Annotated in this window: 21 protein-coding genes and 1 pseudogene; 15 read left to right on the forward strand and 7 right to left on the reverse strand. The window is 39.9% G+C overall.

From position 1 onward, the window contains the following. Positions 1-16: 16 nt before the first annotated feature. Positions 17-904, reverse strand: a complete 888-nt coding sequence (locus ACJROX_RS11225; protein ID WP_408010849.1) for a COX15/CtaA family protein — start codon at positions 902-904, stop codon at positions 17-19. A gap of 457 nt (positions 905-1,361) precedes the next feature. Between ACJROX_RS11225 and cyoE the strand changes: the two genes are divergently transcribed. The 7 genes from cyoE to eis all read left to right on the forward strand — a co-directional run bounded on the left by cyoE (position 1,362) and on the right by eis (position 8,605). Beyond that, positions 1,362-2,300, forward strand: a complete 939-nt coding sequence (cyoE, locus tag ACJROX_RS11230; protein WP_408010850.1) for a heme o synthase — start codon at positions 1,362-1,364, stop codon at positions 2,298-2,300. Positions 2,301-2,383: 83 nt separating this feature from the next. Beyond that, positions 2,384-3,433, forward strand: coding sequence for a cytochrome c oxidase subunit II (gene coxB, locus ACJROX_RS11235; RefSeq protein ID WP_408010851.1), 1,050 nt, complete (start codon positions 2,384-2,386; stop codon positions 3,431-3,433). A 36-nt stretch (positions 3,434-3,469) separates the two neighbouring features. Continuing rightward, positions 3,470-5,329: a cytochrome c oxidase subunit I gene (gene ctaD, locus ACJROX_RS11240; RefSeq protein ID WP_408010852.1), complete on the forward strand. Its 1,860-nt coding sequence runs from the start codon at positions 3,470-3,472 to the stop codon at positions 5,327-5,329. Then, on the forward strand, positions 5,329-5,949 hold the full coding sequence (locus ACJROX_RS11245) for a cytochrome c oxidase subunit 3 (RefSeq protein ID WP_408010853.1): 621 nt from the start codon (positions 5,329-5,331) through the stop codon (positions 5,947-5,949). The genes ctaD and ACJROX_RS11245 overlap by 1 nt, the downstream gene beginning before the upstream one ends. Before the next feature lie 3 nt (positions 5,950-5,952). Then, positions 5,953-6,285, forward strand: coding sequence for a cytochrome C oxidase subunit IV family protein (locus tag ACJROX_RS11250; RefSeq protein ID WP_225065442.1), 333 nt, complete (start codon positions 5,953-5,955; stop codon positions 6,283-6,285). Positions 6,286-6,429: 144 nt separating this feature from the next. Beyond that, entirely contained in the window at positions 6,430-7,296 is an 867-nt protein-coding gene (locus ACJROX_RS11255) for a cytochrome c oxidase assembly protein (protein ID WP_408010854.1), read from the forward strand. Positions 7,297-7,411: 115 nt separating this feature from the next. After that, entirely contained in the window at positions 7,412-8,605 is a 1,194-nt protein-coding gene (gene eis, locus ACJROX_RS11260; RefSeq protein WP_408010855.1) for an enhanced intracellular survival protein Eis, read from the forward strand. A gap of 109 nt (positions 8,606-8,714) precedes the next feature. Here eis and ytvI read toward each other — a convergent pair whose 3' ends face one another. Both ytvI and ACJROX_RS11270 read right to left on the reverse strand, forming a co-directional pair. Continuing rightward, the gene (gene ytvI / locus ACJROX_RS11265) at positions 8,715-9,776 is read right to left on the reverse strand and encodes a sporulation integral membrane protein YtvI (RefSeq protein ID WP_408010856.1); all 1,062 of its coding nucleotides are present in this window, start codon (positions 9,774-9,776) and stop codon (positions 8,715-8,717) included. Positions 9,777-9,985: 209 nt separating this feature from the next. Further along, entirely contained in the window at positions 9,986-10,348 is a 363-nt protein-coding gene (locus tag ACJROX_RS11270; protein WP_408010857.1) for a YugN family protein, read from the reverse strand. Between the two features lie 571 nt (positions 10,349-10,919). Here ACJROX_RS11270 and ACJROX_RS11275 point away from each other — a divergent pair. Beyond that, on the forward strand, positions 10,920-11,960 hold the full coding sequence (locus tag ACJROX_RS11275) for a CAP domain-containing protein (RefSeq protein WP_408010859.1): 1,041 nt from the start codon (positions 10,920-10,922) through the stop codon (positions 11,958-11,960). A gap of 70 nt (positions 11,961-12,030) precedes the next feature. Here the strand turns inward: ACJROX_RS11275 and ACJROX_RS11280 are convergent, their stop codons facing one another. Then, a complete protein-coding gene (locus ACJROX_RS11280) occupies positions 12,031-12,528 on the reverse strand; it encodes a PaaI family thioesterase (protein WP_408010860.1) in 498 nt (165 codons plus the stop codon). A 143-nt stretch (positions 12,529-12,671) separates the two neighbouring features. Between ACJROX_RS11280 and ylbD the strand changes: the two genes are divergently transcribed. The 3 genes from ylbD (at position 12,672) to ACJROX_RS11295 (ending at position 13,973) form a co-directional block, all read left to right on the forward strand. Further along, on the forward strand, positions 12,672-13,091 hold the full coding sequence (gene ylbD, locus ACJROX_RS11285; protein ID WP_408010861.1) for a spore coat protein YlbD: 420 nt from the start codon (positions 12,672-12,674) through the stop codon (positions 13,089-13,091). A 17-nt stretch (positions 13,092-13,108) separates the two neighbouring features. Beyond that, positions 13,109-13,336 (forward strand): YlbE-like family protein, encoded by a 228-nt coding sequence (locus ACJROX_RS11290; protein WP_408010862.1) that lies wholly within the window; start codon positions 13,109-13,111, stop codon positions 13,334-13,336. Positions 13,337-13,544: 208 nt separating this feature from the next. After that, entirely contained in the window at positions 13,545-13,973 is a 429-nt protein-coding gene (locus ACJROX_RS11295; RefSeq protein ID WP_408010863.1) for a hypothetical protein, read from the forward strand. Positions 13,974-13,977: 4 nt separating this feature from the next. On the opposite strand, the gene ACJROX_RS11300 is transcribed toward ACJROX_RS11295, so the two are convergent. Next, complete coding sequence (locus ACJROX_RS11300) at positions 13,978-14,790, reverse strand: RimK family alpha-L-glutamate ligase (protein WP_408010864.1); 813 nt, start codon at positions 14,788-14,790, stop codon at positions 13,978-13,980. A 192-nt stretch (positions 14,791-14,982) separates the two neighbouring features. Here ACJROX_RS11300 and ACJROX_RS11305 point away from each other — a divergent pair, with 192 nt between their 5' ends. Then, positions 14,983-15,423, forward strand: a complete 441-nt coding sequence (locus ACJROX_RS11305) for a YlbF family regulator (protein ID WP_408010865.1) — start codon at positions 14,983-14,985, stop codon at positions 15,421-15,423. 82 nt (positions 15,424-15,505) lie between these two features. On the opposite strand, the gene ACJROX_RS11310 is transcribed toward ACJROX_RS11305, so the two are convergent. Further along, positions 15,506-15,823 (reverse strand): hypothetical protein, encoded by a 318-nt coding sequence (locus ACJROX_RS11310; protein ID WP_408010866.1) that lies wholly within the window; start codon positions 15,821-15,823, stop codon positions 15,506-15,508. 85 nt (positions 15,824-15,908) lie between these two features. Here ACJROX_RS11310 and ACJROX_RS11315 point away from each other — a divergent pair, with 85 nt between their 5' ends. Then, on the forward strand, positions 15,909-16,184 hold the full coding sequence (locus ACJROX_RS11315) for a YlbG family protein (protein WP_408010867.1): 276 nt from the start codon (positions 15,909-15,911) through the stop codon (positions 16,182-16,184). Positions 16,185-16,202: 18 nt separating this feature from the next. Here ACJROX_RS11315 and ACJROX_RS11320 read toward each other — a convergent pair. Beyond that, positions 16,203-16,580, reverse strand: a pseudogene (locus ACJROX_RS11320) (methylthioribose kinase). A gap of 849 nt (positions 16,581-17,429) precedes the next feature. Here ACJROX_RS11320 and rsmD point away from each other — a divergent pair. Together rsmD and coaD are read left to right on the forward strand one after the other, a co-directional pair. After that, positions 17,430-18,002 carry a 16S rRNA (guanine(966)-N(2))-methyltransferase RsmD gene (rsmD, locus tag ACJROX_RS11325; RefSeq protein ID WP_408010868.1) on the forward strand — a complete coding sequence of 191 codons (573 nt, stop codon included), beginning with the start codon at positions 17,430-17,432 and terminating at the stop codon, positions 18,000-18,002. A gap of 2 nt (positions 18,003-18,004) precedes the next feature. Next, positions 18,005-18,490, forward strand: a complete 486-nt coding sequence (gene coaD / locus ACJROX_RS11330; RefSeq protein ID WP_408010869.1) for a pantetheine-phosphate adenylyltransferase — start codon at positions 18,005-18,007, stop codon at positions 18,488-18,490. Positions 18,491-18,510 lie beyond the last annotated feature (20 nt).

An 18,510-nucleotide genomic window follows, 5' to 3' on the forward strand; every position in this document is an offset into this window, starting at 1 on the left:
TTGATCATGGTTATAATCAGGTTTTCCGTAATGCTACCATAACCAGATAGCTAAGTGCCGTAAATAATAGTGATACAAACAATCCGTGCATAAGACCGATGAACAGGTTCAAATTAGTGAAGATGATCAATGCTCCTGTAGTTACCTGCAGGGAAACCAAAATCAATAACACTACGAATGAATTGTGTAAAACTCTTACATCTTTATAATAAGCTCTGATCTGAATATAGCTTAGTAAGATCCATATGAATAATAAACCCGCCATGAAGCGGTGTGTATAATGGATCAGTTCCAATTCATTAGTCGGTGGGACGATCTGACCGTTACATAATGGCCAACCTGAGCATGCAAGACTGGCTTTTGTATGCCTTACTAAAGCTCCTGTATAAACGAGTGTGTATAAATAAATGAATAAAAGATAAATATTCCATTTCAATCTTTTATTTACCTTTAATATTATTCTTTCATTTTCACTCTCATAAATGACCATTGTCAATAGCACTACACTTGCAAAGGAAATCAACGAGAATCCGAAATGCAAAGCTAGTACAAAGGATGATTGGCCCCAAACAACGGCAGCAGCACCTAATAATCCTTGAAAAACGATAAAGAATACGGATAAGAATGCGAGCCATTTAACCTCACGGACCTGACTGAATTTGATCCAGGCCCAGACAGCTAGAATAACCACCATTAATCCGAGTGTAGCCGAAACGATCCTATGGCTGTATTCTATCATCGTTTCTACTTTAGGCTGAGAGGGAAGTACTTCGCCATAACATAATGGCCATGAATTTCCACAGCCTTCACCAGAGCCTGTAGTAGTTACGATGGCACCCATCAATAATACCAACAGCATTCCAAAACTGGTGAGAATGGCATAAAGCTTCAAAAAGCGATTCATTACTGACACCTTCTCTATATTAATTGAGAAAAAGTAACTATTTTTTGATATACAAAATTTCAATAGGTGTTTCATATTCCAAATTTCTTCTATAATAATAGGAATTTTAGTGAACCTTATCATTATGGATAGTTTAAAGCAAACAGTACCTGTCCACAAACATGCTAAGATCCCTTTTAGAACTCATGAAAACCGGGAGAACAGGGAATTAAGTGTAAACAGTGGCAAGTATACAAAACTTTTGAATTCGTTTATAATGTTAAAGGACAATTTCAATCGACAATATCGTATCATATGTGTTTGTATGAAATCATCGAAAATGTGAACAAGCATAGACAATTTACAAAAAGTTATTTTCAGAAACCCTTTTTACTGATAAATTAGAATAGGTGTTTTCCTTTCACTTATGTTTTAATGTAAGATATGGGAATAAGAGCTCTTAAAAGGAGGTGGAAGCATGAGCAAAATGAATACGACAACTTATGAAGCATCAAGCAGGGTTATGGAGCCTGGTCCATTGTCAGAGGCTAAACCTACTGGTACTTGGAAGGATTTTTTGACACTTGCGAAGATGGGCATCGTGATGTCTAACCTCATTACGACATTCGCTGGTTTTTGGATTGCCTTGAAGGTGACTGAAGCAAGTTTCATCGCTAATATCCCTACAGCATTGCTGACTCTCTTAGGTGCAGCACTCGTCATTGCAGGAGGTTGTTGTTTAAACAACTTTATCGATAGGGATATCGACCATTTGATGGAAAGGACACATGAAAGGCCTACTGTTACAGGTAAGATTGATGCAAACCAGGTACTCTGGGTAGGTATCATACTTTCTGCTCTCGGGACACTGTTGTTGATGTTTGCCTCCTTGATGGCAGCACTTCTAGGTGTGATAGGACTAGTTGTGTATGTCATCGTTTATACGATGTGGTTGAAACGGACCCACTCGATTAATACCGTAGTTGGGGGGATTTCAGGGGCGATACCTCCACTCATCGGCTGGGCAGCTGTCGATCCGAACCTGCATATAACAGCATGGCATTTGTTCTTGATTATGTTTTTATGGCAACCGCCTCACTTTTTGGCTTTAGCTATGAAACGGTGTGAAGAATACCGGAAAGCAGGAATTCCAATGCTTCCTGTTGTTTCAGGTTTCGATATGACAAAACGACAGATGGTGGTTTATGTTGCAGCGTTGCTTCCGGTAAGTTTATATCTATATCATTTTGGTATGGTATACTTTACTGTTGCCGCTGTACTAGGTTTAGGTTGGTTAGCCCTTGGCATAGCCGGATTCTTCATGAAAAATGACATCAAATGGGCAAGATTGATGTTCGTATACTCCCTGAACTACTTGACCATCATGTTCGTTGTAATGATCATCGTCAATCGCTAAAGGGATTTCCAATTCCCCTTAAGCGGTTACATATTTAAAAAATTGTTCTAAGCACAACAGAGAAAGCGGGGTTTGATGTAGTAATGAAACGATGGCTACGACTCGGGCGTCTTGTTCCGTTATTTGGAATTATGATGCTTGGTTTAATTGGTTGCGGAAATGAACAGATATCCGCACTTCAACCACAAGGTAAAGGTGCTAGCGCCCTTTTCGATCTAATGGTCTTGAGCCTTGCAATTATGGTTGTTGTACTTGTAGTTGTTTTTATTCTTTTTGGTTATGTATTGGTGAAATTCCGACATCGTAAAGGGGACGATTCCATCCCTGAACAAGTAGAAGGAAACCATTTGCTTGAAGTTCTTTGGACTGCGATTCCGATCGTGCTCTTATTAGTATTGGCGGTGCCGACAGTCATCACCACTTTTGACCTTGATGTAAGCGAAAAGAGTGCTCAAGCAACTGAAGAAGGCGAAGAAGCGAATGAGGGTCCGATGACGATCAAGGTTACCGGACACCAGTATTGGTGGGAATTCGAGTATCCTGATCAAGAAGTCGTAACAGCACAGGAACTCTATCTGCCAGTAGATGAAAGAGTAAATATCGAGTTAAGCTCTGCAGATGTCATCCACTCTTTCTGGATTCCAAGCATTGCTGGGAAAATGGATACGAATCCTGGAGATAAATTGACTAACAAAATGTGGCTCCACCCTGAAAAGACAGGAACTTTCCAAGGTGCTTGTGCTGAGCTTTGTGGTGATTCACATGCCTTGATGTACTTTAAAGTCAAAGTTGTCGAGCGTGATGAATTCGATGCGTGGATTGAAAGTATGAAAAATACGAAGTTCGATGACGCTCCATCTGAGGTAGCTCAAGGTCAGCAAATTTTTGAGCAGAACTGTCTGCAATGTCATGCAGTTGGAGATCAAGGCGGCAACGTAGGTCCGGCATTGACTGGTTTCGCTGACAACGATATGGTAGCAGGTATCGCTGAACACAATAAAGAGAACATCAAAAAGTGGGTTAATAATCCACAAGAGATGAAACCTGGTAACAATATGCCGGATTTCAACTTCAATGAAGAACAATTAGATGCACTAGCAGACTACTTAATGGAACTTGAAACCGCTGAATAAGCAAAGTTTCAATCGCTTTAAAAAGGAGGTACTATCGTGAGTAACGCACATGCAGCGAATAAAAGCGTGCTATGGGATTGGCTGACTACAGTCGACCATAAGAAAATTGGAATTCTATACCTCATATCCGGCGGATTCTTCTTCCTAGTCGGTGGTTTAGAGGCAGTATTGATTCGTATACAATTAATGAATCCTGAAATGACATTCTTAACAGGAAATCTCTATAATCAAGTACTTACCATGCATGGTACAACAATGATCTTCCTGGCCGCCATGCCGATAATTTTCGGGTTTATGAACGCGGTCGTACCTTTACAGATCGGTGCCAGGGACGTAGCCTTTCCTTTTGTAAACTCATTAGGATTTTGGCTGTTCTTCTTCGGTGGAGTCCTATTGAACTTAAGCTGGTTCTTAGGTGGGGCTCCTGATGCTGGTTGGACTGCCTATGCACCATTATCAACCACATCGACCGGACACGGTCTTGATTTCTATGTACTAGGATTACAGATAGCCGGTGCGGGTACATTAATGGGGGGGATCAACTTCCTCGTTACGATCATCAATATGAGAGCACCAGGAATGACTTTCATGCGTATGCCATTGTTCACATGGACAGCATTCGTAACATCTGGTCTTATCCTTTTTGCATTCCCTGCTTTGACAGTTGGATTCTTCCTGCTTATGTTCGATCGAGTGTTTGAAGCTAATTTCTTTGATGCGAACATGGGTGGTAATGCAATCATTTGGGAACATATTTTTTGGATTTTCGGGCACCCTGAAGTATATATTCTGATCTTGCCAGCATTCGGTATTATTTCAGAAGTTGTAGCTACATTCTCTAGAAAGCGACTATTCGGTTATAGCGCGATGGTCTTCGCGACAGTATTAATCGGCTTCTTAGGTTTCATGGTCTGGGCCCACCATATGTTCACGGTAGGACTGGGACCAGTAGCAAACTCTATTTTCGCTGTTGCCACAATGGCAATCGCTATCCCGACAGGAGTTAAGATCTTCAACTGGGTATTTACCATGTGGGGCGGAAAGATTCGTTTTACAACAGCCAATTTGTTTTCAGTTGGATTCATTCCAACATTCGTAATGGGTGGGGTGACAGGTGTCATGCTTGCTGCAGCACCTGCTGACTATCAATATCATGACAGCTATTTCGTTGTAGCCCACTTCCACTATGTCATTGTTGGTGGATTGATCCTTGGACTATTTTCTGGACTATATTATTGGTATCCTAGAATGTTCGGATTGATGTTGAATGAAGCACTTGGGAAATGGAACTTCTGGACGTTTTTCATCGGATTCCATCTTACATTCTTCCCGCAGCACTTCTTGGGTCTGATGGGAATGCCTCGTCGTTACTTTACGTACCCAGAGGAATTCGGACTAGGTACTATGAACTTCATCAGTACCATCGGAGCGATATTGATGACAGTGGGGACAATCATTTTCATCATCAACGTGATTGTCACACATGCAAATGGCAAGAAAGTCAGTGGTGATCCTTGGGATGGTCGTACACTTGAGTGGGCGATTCCAAACCCTACTCCACACTACAACTTCCTACAAACTCCTTTGGTCCGTGGATTGGATGCACTATGGATTGAAAAAATGGCAGGAAATAAGAAAATGACACCTGCAGAACCTGTTGGTGATATTCATATGCCTAACAACTCGATTCTTCCGTTTGTCATGTCGTTAGGATTCTTCATTGCAGGTTTTGGATTCATTTATTACAGTTCCGCTGGAGCACCAGCATTGATTGCCATCATTGTTGGACTCGGAATCGGCCTTGCATGTATGTTCCTAAGATCATGGATTGACGATCATGGTCATCATCTTCATAAGGAAGATTTACTGAAAGAGGATAAGGGGGTTGACGTATAATGGATGTAGGTGAACGCTTAACCGACCAAAACTTCCCTGAATCCCCCGAGAAAGCTACCCTGGAAGGTAAAAATAAGTTTTTAGGATTCTGGTTGTTTTTAGGTGGAGAAACTGTACTTTTCGCAACATTGTTCGGTACGTACCTAGGATTACGTAATTCTTTCGGAAAAGGACCGGAAGCATCAGAAATTTTCCAACTGCCAATGGTTTTCGCGGCGACAATCATCCTACTCACAAGTAGTTTGACGAGTGTATACGCTGTATTGGCACTGAAAGAAAATAGAGTCAAGCAAATGCGCAGATGGTTTTTCATCACGCTGTTGCTGGGGCTTGGATTCTTAGGACTTGAAATTTATGAGTTCCTACATTATGTACATGAAGGTCATACATTCACTTCAGGTGCATTCGGTTCGGCCTTCTATACACTAGTTGGATTTCATGGAGGTCACGTATTATTCGGATGTCTTTGGATCACAGCATTACTCGTACGTAATAGCGGACGTGGCTTGACCTTATATAATACTCCTAAATACTACCTGTTCGCACTATATTGGCACTTTGTCGATGTAGTTTGGGTATTCATCTTTACAGTCGTATATCTTATGGGAAAGGTGGGGTGATCGATGGCTAGTAATGAACAACCAAACTCTGTCCATCACCACTCGTCCTTACAGAAGAAAATTAAATTGAAACAAGAACGACGTCAGCATAACGTATCATTCGTCATGATGATCTTATTGACTATCGTTGCGTTTGCTGCGATTGCAAGTGACGCGATATCCAATTCTGTTGCAATCCTTTTCATTATTGTTCTCGCTGGTGTCCAGGTATTCTTCCAGCTTTACATTTGGATGCACCTGGGCCATAAAGGACATGAATTCCCAATGTGGGGAATTGCGAGTGGTTTGTTGATCGCTTTAATCACAGTTGGAACACTTGTAGGATTGATTTGGTAATTTGAATAAGGACTGACTCCTGGAGAGTCGGTCCTTTTTGCTAGGATTATCGTTTTAATGACACAAAATTGTTTTACTCCAAGCCGTAGCCGTCAATAATATTTGATATGATAGGAAGAGAGAACAGAGCAAGGAGTGAATTTGATGCACAACCAACATCAGACTTCTTTAAGCGATGTAAGTTTAATCGAATTATGGAATCCATTCTATTTATTGATTACCATCGCAGTAATTGGTATATATCTTTTTTATACAAAAAATGGCCCATGGAAAGGATCCGTAACCAGGGGACAAAAAATCTGGTTTGTCATTGCAGTGATCGGGTTTTATAGTGCCAAGGGCACTCCATTGAGTGTCATCGGCCATCATTACTCATTTTCTGCACATATGCTGCAGATGAGTCTGCTTTATTTCATCGTCCCGCCGCTGTTATTGATCGGTCTTCCGAAGGAACTTTATAGAAAGATTCTTGACATACGAAGCATAGGAAGAGTATTCCGATTTTTTACAAAGCCTTTAATTGCATTGATTTCTTTCAATATACTTATATCGTTGTATCACTTACCGATTATTTTCGATACCGTCATGACAAACGTTCTTTTGCATGAAGTGACACATCTCGTTTTGCTGACAAGTTCGTTCTTTATGTGGTGGCCTGTGATTGGTCCTCTACCTGAAAATGATACACTATCTGATCTACAAAAAGTCGGCTATATATTTGCTGATGGTGTTCTTTTAACACCGGCCTGTGCGTTGATCATTTTTGCGGATGATCTGATTTATCAAACCTATATGAATGCCCCACAAATTTTTTCTTTTCTCGCACCTCTCGATGATCAGCAAGCTGGCGGTGTCATCATGAAGATTGCACAGGAAATTATTTACGGTGGTATCCTGTTATATATCTTGATTCGTTGGGTACGGAAAGAACGTGCACAAGACAGGGAAGATGAGTTGAAAATCATGGAGGAAGCAAAGGCAAATGGAAAATTATCTTTGAATGAACAATGATTTATAGTGGATTGACTTTACTGGATAAGTCAATCCTTTTTCTTTTTATTGAAAGGATATAATAGAATCATCATGAATATTGTTAAGGACACTAATAGGATAGAGGGGGATATAGATGGAGTTACGTACGGTTACAGAAAAAGAATTTGATGATTTCCTAGCCATGGGAGAATTCGCCTTTCAATATGAACTATCAGATGAAGACAAAAGGAAAAGAAGAGAAATGAGTGACTTGGAAAATTGTTGGGCTCTTTTTGATGAAGGGAAAATGGCATCGAAATTATTGATCCATCCGATGGAAATATGGTTAGGTGGAAAGGTCATGGCTATGGGAGGTATTGCTGGTGTCGCCAGTTGGCCTGAATATCGGAGGAAAGGACATATAAAAGCGTTGATGAAAAAATCCCTGGAGGTAATGCGGGATAACGGGCAGTCGGTTTCGATGCTTCATCCGTTTTCCGTAGCCTTCTATAGAAAATATGGATGGGAATTGACACACAGTGTAAAAAAATATGAAATCAAACCTGAACAGTTAGCAACTGAGTATGAACATGCAATAGGACAGGTTATCCGGATAAACCATGATATCAAAAGGCTAGACAACATATATACCCAGTATGCTCAGAAATACGCTGGTATGTTGAAGAGGACGGAAAAATGGTGGAGCTACTCTGTGTTACATAATCCTCGAGATATTGTTGCAGTCTATCAGGATGAAGACGGAAATGATAAAGGTTATCTCGTTTATAGAGTGAAAAAGAACGTAATGGAAATAGAAGAATGGGTATCTCTGAATGAACAAGCCAAATTGACAATGCTCCAGTATGTAAGAAATCATGACTCGATGGTCGATTCGATCAAATTACATCCAGCTATCGATGAAAATTTCGAATTCTTGATGTTTGACCCTAAAATCAAGCAAGAAATCAGTTCTTATTTCATGAGTAGGATTGTTGATTTCAAGAAGTTCATTGAATCGTATCCTTTTCAAGCAATATTTGAAAAACCGTTGATCGTTCATTTGGATGATCCTTTTGCCGAGTGGAACAGAGGCACGTTTATCATCAAGAAGAGTGAGGGTGAAGAAGTTAAAGTCGATCACTTTCCTCCGAAAGAAGGAGCAAGATGCCAACACCCTCCTGAAAAGGGAATACAATGTGACATTAACACCCTAACTACGATGTTTTTCAATTACCAGACACCTAAGCAGCTAGCGGCACAAGGTCGATTAAGTGGAAAGGCTGAAGAAATAGATATGCTTGAAAGAAACCTCCCAGAGCAAACCCCATTCCTCTATGACTTTTTCTAAAACAGATGGTGCCAGGCACCATTTCAGAAGCGTTGGGGGAGTTGAGGTTGAAAATAGTACCTGGCACGCTGAAGGGCTGATCCAATATGATCAGCCCTTATACCTATCTTTATATTTTGAAGTTGGTTTTTACAATTCCTGCTTCACGTGCAGAATTGAAGATGATGAGGAGAAGCGGTCCGACAATGAAGCCAATCATCCCAAACAGCTTTAAACCTAAATACATGGCGATTAGGGTTGAAAGTGCGGATAAGCCGATATGATGGCCCATCACTTTTGGTTCTACCGTCCTCCGAATGATCAGCAAGATACCAGCCAGCACTGCGAGTTTCGTCCCTAATACCATGTTTCCGATCAAAAGATAATATAAAGCCCAGGGGCCCAGGATGACGATGGAACCGATTATAGGGATAAAATCAATTATCCAGATGATGAAGGCCATCAATAGAGCGGCCTTAGGGACGATCATATATAAACCGATCAATGCAGCAACAAAAATGACGATACTGACTAAGAATTGAGCTTTCATGAAACCGAAGATGACATAAGATAACCTTGTGCTCATAAAATGAACTTTTTCGGCGGTCTTTTCAGTCATATGGGAATATACCCTTCTTTTCAATCTAGGGATGTCCAAAAGGAAAAGGAATAAAGCCAGTAAATAAACGATAATACTTACTAAAAAAGTCGGAATGAAGGAGACGAGTGAAGTTAAGGATTCTACATAGTTCCGCTCAAGAAGCTTTGTCCTTATTGATTCCAAAAATCGATCCACTTGACTGTTGATTTCGATGACGATTTCTTCGGGTAAATCTTGTGCAGCCGTTTCAAAGTTCTTCTCTATATCATCCCATACATTGTTCATTTCTGATATATATGTAGGAGAATTTTCTACAAAATTGATTGCTGAAGTAACAACTTTAGTCACTAAAAGATAGCTTCCGATGCCTAGTAAAATGACGAAAAGAGAGAAAACAATGAATACAGACAAATTCCGTTTGAGAGAAAACCTTCTTTGGAACATTTTTACGGCCGGTTCTAGGAAAAGAGCGGAAAAAAGTGCGAAAACAATAGGTAACGCTAGTGGCAATACCCATATGAAACCTGCAGCGATTATAAGTGCGATTATAGTAAAAATGATCCAGCGTTTACGAGTTGAAAATTGATTCAACTTGGTCCTCCTTTCTCATTAGAAGATCGATATGTATTAGCTTTTCTAATGTATATCATCAATAATGAGTTCCTTACTTTATATTATATTGCTTTTGTGAAATTATGAACAGAGCCCTGGTCAGAAATGTATGGATTGTTAAACAATTTTCAAATAAGGAGTCTTTTCTTACTGGATAAACAAAAAAAGGGCGACTCAGTCAGCCCTTTTTATACTGTATGGTGCTTATCGATTTCTTCTTTCAATTGATTCAAAAGCTTTTTACAATTTGTAACGATATTCTTTGGGAAATCCTCATCATATTCGACTCCGTGAGGATAATAATGTTTTCCAAGGTAAGGTTCCATGATTTTAATCAATGCATGCGGAGATTCAACTTCTCCTTCTACTGCATAACAAGGAACACGTAAATAGAAAACATCGCCACTATCCATGCTTTCAAACTTATAGTCATATGTAATTCGTTCGTAATCCCATTGTCCCGCACGTACTAATCCAACATCGTGCATTAAATGTTCAAGTATTTCGAAATTAACTACTTTACCTGCTAGTCCGATTTCTTCAAATTTCATGTGTTATCCTCCACATCCTTCGATATGTTCTTCCTTCATAATAATAGTATGAAACAGCTGAAGATGCAATCTTTCAAAAGGTCATTCCCTATAATTATATATGATTTTTGAAAAGAAATCGAAAATTTGGCAAAACTAGATAAAATGAATAACACTTGATTAAGCAATGTACATTGTCGGTCAACCTCATGGTTAAACATGAAATACGTAGATTGCCAATCGTGGAACAGAGAAATATTCGGAAAGTAAAAAGCAATCGGGTATGGCATTGTAGGAAATTTCTGAAGCGGACCCGGATCAACAACTACATTGTTAAAAAACATGAAGTTGGCCCAGAAGTGAACTCTGCTCCTACTATCGTTTCTGGAGCCAAGTTTCATAAGAGGGCAACTTTTTTGAATTATGACCTATCGCGATTTTATTTACCCATACTGGAGGTATGGTAATGGGACAGCTTGAATATGATGTTAATTAATAGATTAAGTTCAAAGGATAGACAAGTATTCAGCTATAAGGTAATGTGAAAATAGGATTCGACAAATATCTCGTAAAAAGATTGGGGGAGGGGCATATGAGAAATATTGGAATGATCATTGTCATAGCGTTCATATTGTTTGGGTTTAGTATTTTTTACGATGACATTGCCCAGCCCCCGGAATTTACTGAGTCTCCAACCGAGCAAACTGATTCCAGTTCCTCTGAAAAACCAAAAGAAAACCTGAAATTGCCTGACTCAGGAATCCAGCAATTTCTTCAAATGAATCAGGAGGAGTTACTGACAAAAATCGGAGAGCCCGACCGAATTAATCCTACTCCTTATGGTTACCAGTGGTGGATATATGACGAGGATCCGGATCAGTATATTCAGCTTGGAGTTGACAAAGGTAGAGTAGTTACCATGTTTGTCCTTGGAAGAGATGTAGATGTTTCTCCATTAAAAATTGGCCAAAAACGTTCTGAAATAGAAAAACATATTGATTTGGATAATAAGGCGAAGCTGCAAGTTGACGGGAATGATTACCAATTCGAGTTGACTGAAGATGAAATGCAGACGAGGCCACTTGTGAAAATGAATGGAGAATGGGCCCAGCTATATATGGATAAATTCGAGAAAACACTTGTGGGAATTCGTTACGTGACACCTGAAATTTTGATTATGCAAAGACCTTATTCTCTTGAGTACCGGGGGAGACTCATCGAACAACCAGAATTAGCCGAAAAAGATTGGCAAGAGATTCAAAATGCGGAAGAACTTCAAATCTTCACAATGACAAATGTTATACGTGAGCAATACAATGTTCCTGCTCTTCAATGGCATGAAGAAACTTCACAAGTTGCATATGGCCATAGTAAGGAAATGAACGAAGAAAATTACTTCTCCCATGACTCACCAAACACCGGAAGTTTGTCTGATCGATTAGATCGTCAAGATATTAAATACAACCAGGCAGGCGAGAACATTGCTGCAAATTACATTGATGGAATCGAGGCTGTCATAGGTTGGTTGAATAGTGAAGGACACCGGAAAGCAATGTTGAATGAGGAATTCACACATCTTGGGGTAGGTGTTTATGAAAAATATTACACTCAGAACTTCATTGTCCCCTGGTAATGTAACCAATTAAATGAACGATTTCGCAAAATTTAAGGGTGAACTCAAAAAGCCGATAAAGCCTTTCGAGTCACCCTTTTTTCCTTGGAATTAAATAGAAGCTTCCTGTTGCAGCTGCGACAAGAGTGCCTTTTTCATTGTAGATTTTTGCTTCAGTTACGGATGTTTTCGTACCGAGGTGAAGGATTTCTGCTTTGCATATGAGGAATTCCCCTACCCCTGGAGCCGTATAGTTGATTTTTATTTCAGATGTCACAGCGACTTTGTCACTCGGTATCTTCCTGTTGACGAATGTACCCATTGCAGTGTCCGCAAGAGTAGCTGTAAAACCTCCATGGACAATATCTACCGAGTTATCTAAAAACGGAGTGATGGGGATTGTCATGACAAGTTGATTCTTATTTTCTTCAATTTCAGTTTTCATGAAGCTTGTTATGTAGGTATTGTAACTCCCGTTTTGCTTTTTATCGATGCCATATACTACTTGTTCTAACACCATTTTATCTTCATAAGAACCGTTTTCTAGTATGGTTTTTACTTTCTCAATAAGCTGATTTGTCGATTCCATTCATAGTCCTCTTTTCTTTTTTGCCTCTTTCAAGTGTACCAATGAAAAAATAACTCTTGCAACTATAAAATAGGCGAACATAATCAACTCTTGTGTTGTACTATATACTGTAGGCTTGAGTTGAACGTATGGGAGGCATTATAGTGAGTAAGCAAGCGAAAAATAATGAAAAGGTCGAACAATTCAAGATGTTTGTACGCTCACACCCTGGATTAATCGATCATGTAAAGAACGGAAACCAAACATGGCAAGATGTTTTTACAGAGTGGAATCTTCTAGGTGAGGATCACGAACAATGGGGTAATTATATAGAGCGAGACATTGGAGTTTCATCAACTACTGAAGCAAAACCCAAGAAGAAAGGGAAAAACGTAAATGACCTTTCAGTAGGTGAAATCCTAACGATGTTCAAGAATCTGGATATAGATGAAGTACGCCAATATACTTCACAAATCAGTTCTGCAATGGCAGGTATTCAAGATATGCTGCAGCAATTCCAAAAAGGTCCGGGAAAACGACCACCTTATCCAAATAGTCCATTCAACAAATTTTTTAAAGATTGATAAAGGGAGTAAATAGGATGCGTAAAGAAATCATCGATTACTTAGATCAGCGCCCAGACCTAAAGTTCATCGTTAGAGAACATCCTGATTGGTATAGGAAATTATCGCGTAACCCGGCAGCGATACAGGAGTTGGAAAATGAAGCAAAGTTTTTTTACGGCCAGACATTCGGGCAGAAGATCGACCGTTTACATGGACAGATAGAGACGCTATCAAGACTTTTCCAACTCTTTGGGAAACATTAATTCAGGTTGACTCGATACAGAGTGTGCGTAACCTCAAATAGCACTATTTGAAGGTTATACACCACTTATGAGTCAACCTTTTTATATTCAGTGAGGGACGAGCACTGGGAATCCCGCCACTTTTTTGTCAGTACTTTTAACCATTCGTCTCTATGGATATTTTATATAGCACCTGCAAAACCTATCAGGTGAGGAGGTGCATCCAATCGTGTCGAAAAAACGTTTATTTATTTTTGCATTAGCATTATGTTTCCTCTCTGGTTGTCAGGTTCAAGGGAGTGGGAAAATACAAAAAGTAACAATAGAAAAAGACCCTTCAATCTTCAAGGCAGTAGGAGTCACTAGCCCTGCAACCTCATTATCCATGACAGTAAGACATATGATTTCAAATAACAATGTGTTTGTGGAATGTTATGTCCCAGAATTTGAATTTACTGAGGAGAGCAGTCAAAATACACAAAAAAAAGGGCATTTGAGGATCTCAGTTGATCATCAAAAACCCTATCCTGTATATAAAGCTGCATTCATTGTAAAGGATCTTCCGAGAGGGAAGCATCATATAGATGTCACACTGGTAGATACTAAAGGTGAAGCGATTAAAGGATTGAATGAAGAATTTATGGTAACAATTCCTTGAAAAATTACGAAGGAACTTTCTCGGTCCTACCAAATGGATTTGGCGGATGTAACGGACTGAACTGTCGTAATAAATATTTGAAAATCTTTTCTTCGATGTTGATTTTCTGGCTTCTTAACGCATCATTTCCGAATAACGTGTTGAACTCTAGAAAGTATAATTTTCCATCGACTAACGCAAGATCGAATCCTGCATGGTTTATGTTCAATTGCTTTGCTGCCTCGATTGTAAGCTTTAAAGCTTCTTTTGGAATATCGAGGAATGAAATCTTCCCGCCTTGTGAGACATTATTGTGGAATTGACCTTCACCTGAGCGCCAGTACGCAGCAATTACTTCTTCTCCCACTATACAAACCCTTAAATCCCGGTCCATTTCTAAATATTCCTGCACGTAGAGAGTAGTATTGTTTCTTGCGTACTCCAGGAAGTCTTCTCTTGAATTGATTAGAAAAACACCACGCCCCATCGAGTTACGGGGTTCTTTTGCGACAAATGGAAAAGGAAATGTTTCAAGTATATAGTCGATGTTGCTCTTTGTATTTCCAAGAATCTCCGTGTATGGGACATGATCAGGACAAACAGTCCAAAGAGCTCTCGTCATTTCTACTTTATCATGACCTACGTGGATGGATTCGACACTAGGAAAGATGGGCTTCTTAAGGCCATATACGAGTGAATTGACCTGCCAATGTTCAGGAAATAAGATTACATCAGCATCCTTGATCGTTGCTTGTTCCCGAAACATGAGTTCTGGCTTGATATATCTTACCCCAGGCAAACCAATCGTTCGAAATGGATTGAATGTTACGATTTTCATTTTGCTATCCCCTAAATTATACTAAACGAGAAAATTATATAGCTATACAAGAGAACTGTCAATAAAATTTTTATGCTCCGAAATGAAGGAGAAGGGAATGGAATATCTTAGAATATAAGATTGGCAAAAAAGGGGTCACTTGTGGCATACTATACATAACCCATAATACAGGGTGGAGGTGTATATTTTCATATGTTAGCAACAGTTGAAGGTATAGAGATTCTAGACGGGGCAGATGAACTGGCATCCGTGATCGTCAATTCAGATATAGGACAAGATTACAAGGAAGCGAAGAAAAAGCTTCTGGAAGATAAAGAGGCTCAGAAGTTGATCTATGAGTTCTCAAAAATGAAGGAAAAGTACGAGGAAGTTCAAAGGTTCGGGAAATACCACCCAGATTACAAGACGGTTTCAACCGATATTAGGGTTTTGAAACGGGAAATCGATCTTAATGAGACTGTGGCAGCGTTCAAGAAAGCAGAGAAGGAACTAGAAGGGCTTTTAAATGAAATCTGCGGAGTTCTGGCAGGTAAAGTTTCGAAAAACATTAAGGTTCCAACAGGCAATCCATTCTTCGATAATATGTCTTGTGGCGGGGGATGTGGATCTGGAGGAGCTTGCGGCTGCGGATAAAATAGCACCAGAGTTGAAGAGGGATGGTCCAATTTGGATCATCCTCTTTTTTAGTTCAGCTTATATTATCGTACAATTGTTTTCAACGGAATCGGATGCAGTCGTGACATAGGTTCCCACAACAGAACATCTTTTGTTGTGGGACATAGAATCGGCTGCGGTAGACGAGCAGTTCATTTTCTTTTCGTACATAAACCGATTCGAAGTGAAGTCGTTTTCCCTTCATTGCTTTTACAGCTGCATTTTCAATGAGTGGTTCAATGGTTTTTCTCTCATTTGGAGAGGCTGATGTCAAATATAGAAACGGTATGCCTGCCCTTTTCGACATTGAAACTTCTTTGAATTTTGAGGTGCTGAGCAAATTTTCGATAAACGTATTCCAAACCATTTCAAGGTCCATTTGAGCAGCCCCCTCATATAAGTGATTGCGCGGTATTTACCTTCATGCTAGACTGAATAAAAACTGGTGAAAAGGAGTTCGCCCTATGCTGACGAATCGTACCGGATTAGCCGTCTGGCTTCATTCTTTAAAATATATTAAACAGCTTCGTAAGTTTGGCAATATCCATTATGTATCAAAACGGATGAAATATGCTGTGCTGTATTGTGATACGACACATAAAGACCGGGTCATCGAGAAGATCGAAAAACTCCATTTTGTTAAGAAAGTGGAACCTTCACATAAAGCTTATATAAAAACTGAATATCAAAATGCACGCCCTGATAAGGCCAAAGAATACGACTATAAAATCGGTCTATAAATCATAAGGATCAAACCCCTATTGCCAGGCAGGTATGATGTGCTGCATTCTGAGGATTCCTGTTAAATATTGATAGTATAGCTCTTTTTCGTTGAATTCGTTTGACGGTCTTACTTCAAGAACCTTTAATTCTTTATTATGCGCTGAGGCACAGCCTTAGAACAAATCCCATCGTTTCGAGTGTTCTGGCACACCCTCACGACAAATATAGATCGGTTGGAAGTTTGATTCACCTGCTGGCTGTAAAACAACACCAAGCGAACAAACTTCTTTTTCGTTGATTTTTGTCTTTAATGCAATGAACCTTGTTAGACGATTCGCATTCGTTTCAGCTATTTCGATCAGTTCATATAAATCCGAATAGCCCCCACCTAGTTCGATGAAGCGTTGAATCATGATGTTACCTCCTTGTTCTTACATCCAAACATAACTTTAGCATGAATAAGCCATGCTGTGAATCGTTTGCAATTTATCATTTATAAAAAAGCTCAGCTATACTTAATTGTTGATTTTTATGAGGGCGATCCGCAAGCCTCCTCGCTCACTTGCACAGGAAGTCAACACAAAAATGAAATCATTTTCGTGTCTGCGATGAGAATTCTTAGAAGCTTTCCTTATGCTGGCTTCGACGTTCACCACAAGACCACGGACTCATATTCCATCCTTGTAGTTTTGCGCCGAGTAACCGTAGGCGCAGGACTTACTTGTACAGGATGTACTGACTTCGACGTTCACCACAAGACCACGGACTTTTCATTTCATCCTTGTAGTTTTGCGCAGAGTAACCGCAGGCGCAGGACGTGGTGGTATTTAGTCGAAGTTCATTAAATAGTCGAAGTTCATTATTAAACTCGAAGATCCCTAAATTGTAAGTGGTTGGGGTCTCGCCTCGCTCGCGTTTCCCGCAGGAGTGTCGCGAATTTCGCTTATAGCAATTTTCAATATTTAACAAGGTCATAAAAAAAGCCCGCAGGAATTATCCTGCGGGCTGTTCCATACCCTTACATGCCTAGAAACATTACGGAAATGTTCATTTGCCGTAGGGACAGAACAATGGGAGAGGAGAAACCGGAGTTAAGCCTATGGGGAAATTAAGCTTACTCCGTGGTTCAACTTACAACACCCGTGAAGGTGCTGTAATCCTATTATTGTACAGTTCAGAAGCTTATATACGCTCTATTTAAGAATTGTCCGCTTTTATGGTAGGATAGTGGAGGTAAATAAAACTACGGTGAGGTATACATGATGAGAATAATATCAGGTGAATTTAAAGGCCGTAAGTTAAAGTCTGTACCTGGTTCAGGCACCAGACCTACCTCGGATAAAATACGTGAATCGATCTTCAATATCATCGGTCCCTATTTCGATGGAGGCATGTCTTTAGATCTTTACGGAGGTAGTGGCGCCTTGACAATAGAAGGCCTGAGCCGAGGGATAGATAGGGCGATCCTCGTTGATGTGGACCCTAAAGCGGTGGAAACAATAAAAGATAACCTTCAGAGTTTTGACATGTCTAGTAATAGAGTCGAGGTTTTTCGGAATGATTCATATCGTGCCTTGAAAGCGCTTCGAAAAAGAGGTATTCAGTTTAGATATGTGTTTTTGGATCCACCTTACAAAAAGCAAAAGATCAAAAAGGAAGTCGAGTTTTTAATGGAAAATGGATTGCTTGAACCTGCCGCGATGATAGTCTGTGAGCATGATGCGGTGCTCAAGCTTCCTGATGAAATCGGTACTTGTTATCGTTTGAAGCATGAGCAATATAATAGCACGACAGCGGTTACAATATATAGTAATGAGATAGAGGGGGAAGGATAAATATGAGTAAGAAACAGGCGATATGCCCAGGTAGCTTTGATCCGATCACGTACGGGCATCTTGATATCATTTCAAGAGGTGCAAGTGTTTTTGATCAGGTAATTGTGGTCGTAGCGAATAATCAAAGTAAAGAATCTCTCTTTACTGTCGAAGAGCGTATAAATCTGATAAAAGAAGCGACCAAGGACATACCGAACATTAAAGTCGACTGGTGTGAGGGCTTGCTTATGGACTACGTCCGTACGACCGGTGCGAAGGTCATCTTGAGAGGATTGCGAGCCGTTTCTGACTTTGAGTATGAAATGCAGATCACTTCGATCAACCGGAAGCTGGATGAATCGGTCGAAACCTTTTTCATGATGACGAATAATCAATATTCCTTCTTAAGTTCCAGCATTGTGAAAGAAGTTGCAAAATACCATTCTCCGGTTACCGACCTTGTACCCAAGGTAGTAGAAGAGGCTTTGAAGGAGAAGTTCGAAAAATAATTTCTCACAAACTTCTCTAC

The organism is Pseudalkalibacillus sp. A8 (genome assembly GCF_045920555.1).
Taxonomy (GTDB): Bacteria; Bacillota; Bacilli; order Bacillales; family Fictibacillaceae; genus Pseudalkalibacillus.

What these genes read in the sequence shown, in the direction of transcription:
- ACJROX_RS11225 (WP_408010849.1), bottom strand. Translation starts at nt 904, where the DNA reads ATGAATCGCTTTTTGAAGCTTTATGCCATTCTCACCAGTTTTGGAATG.
- cyoE (WP_408010850.1), top strand. Translation starts at nt 1,362, where the DNA reads ATGAGCAAAATGAATACGACAACTTATGAAGCATCAAGCAGGGTTATG.
- coxB (WP_408010851.1), top strand. Translation starts at nt 2,384, where the DNA reads ATGAAACGATGGCTACGACTCGGGCGTCTTGTTCCGTTATTTGGAATT.
- ACJROX_RS11245 (WP_408010853.1), top strand. Translation starts at nt 5,329, where the DNA reads ATGGATGTAGGTGAACGCTTAACCGACCAAAACTTCCCTGAATCCCCC.
- ACJROX_RS11250 (WP_225065442.1), top strand. Translation starts at nt 5,953, where the DNA reads ATGGCTAGTAATGAACAACCAAACTCTGTCCATCACCACTCGTCCTTA.
- ACJROX_RS11255 (WP_408010854.1), top strand. Translation starts at nt 6,430, where the DNA reads ATGCACAACCAACATCAGACTTCTTTAAGCGATGTAAGTTTAATCGAA.
- eis (WP_408010855.1), top strand. Translation starts at nt 7,412, where the DNA reads ATGGAGTTACGTACGGTTACAGAAAAAGAATTTGATGATTTCCTAGCC.
- ACJROX_RS11270 (WP_408010857.1), bottom strand. Translation starts at nt 10,348, where the DNA reads ATGAAATTTGAAGAAATCGGACTAGCAGGTAAAGTAGTTAATTTCGAA.
- ACJROX_RS11275 (WP_408010859.1), top strand. Translation starts at nt 10,920, where the DNA reads ATGAGAAATATTGGAATGATCATTGTCATAGCGTTCATATTGTTTGGG.
- ACJROX_RS11280 (WP_408010860.1), bottom strand. Translation starts at nt 12,528, where the DNA reads ATGGAATCGACAAATCAGCTTATTGAGAAAGTAAAAACCATACTAGAA.
- ACJROX_RS11290 (WP_408010862.1), top strand. Translation starts at nt 13,109, where the DNA reads ATGCGTAAAGAAATCATCGATTACTTAGATCAGCGCCCAGACCTAAAG.
- ACJROX_RS11300 (WP_408010864.1), bottom strand. Translation starts at nt 14,790, where the DNA reads ATGAAAATCGTAACATTCAATCCATTTCGAACGATTGGTTTGCCTGGG.
- ACJROX_RS11305 (WP_408010865.1), top strand. Translation starts at nt 14,983, where the DNA reads ATGTTAGCAACAGTTGAAGGTATAGAGATTCTAGACGGGGCAGATGAA.
- ACJROX_RS11310 (WP_408010866.1), bottom strand. Translation starts at nt 15,823, where the DNA reads ATGGACCTTGAAATGGTTTGGAATACGTTTATCGAAAATTTGCTCAGC.
- ACJROX_RS11315 (WP_408010867.1), top strand. Translation starts at nt 15,909, where the DNA reads ATGCTGACGAATCGTACCGGATTAGCCGTCTGGCTTCATTCTTTAAAA.
- rsmD (WP_408010868.1), top strand. Translation starts at nt 17,430, where the DNA reads ATGAGAATAATATCAGGTGAATTTAAAGGCCGTAAGTTAAAGTCTGTA.
- coaD (WP_408010869.1), top strand. Translation starts at nt 18,005, where the DNA reads ATGAGTAAGAAACAGGCGATATGCCCAGGTAGCTTTGATCCGATCACG.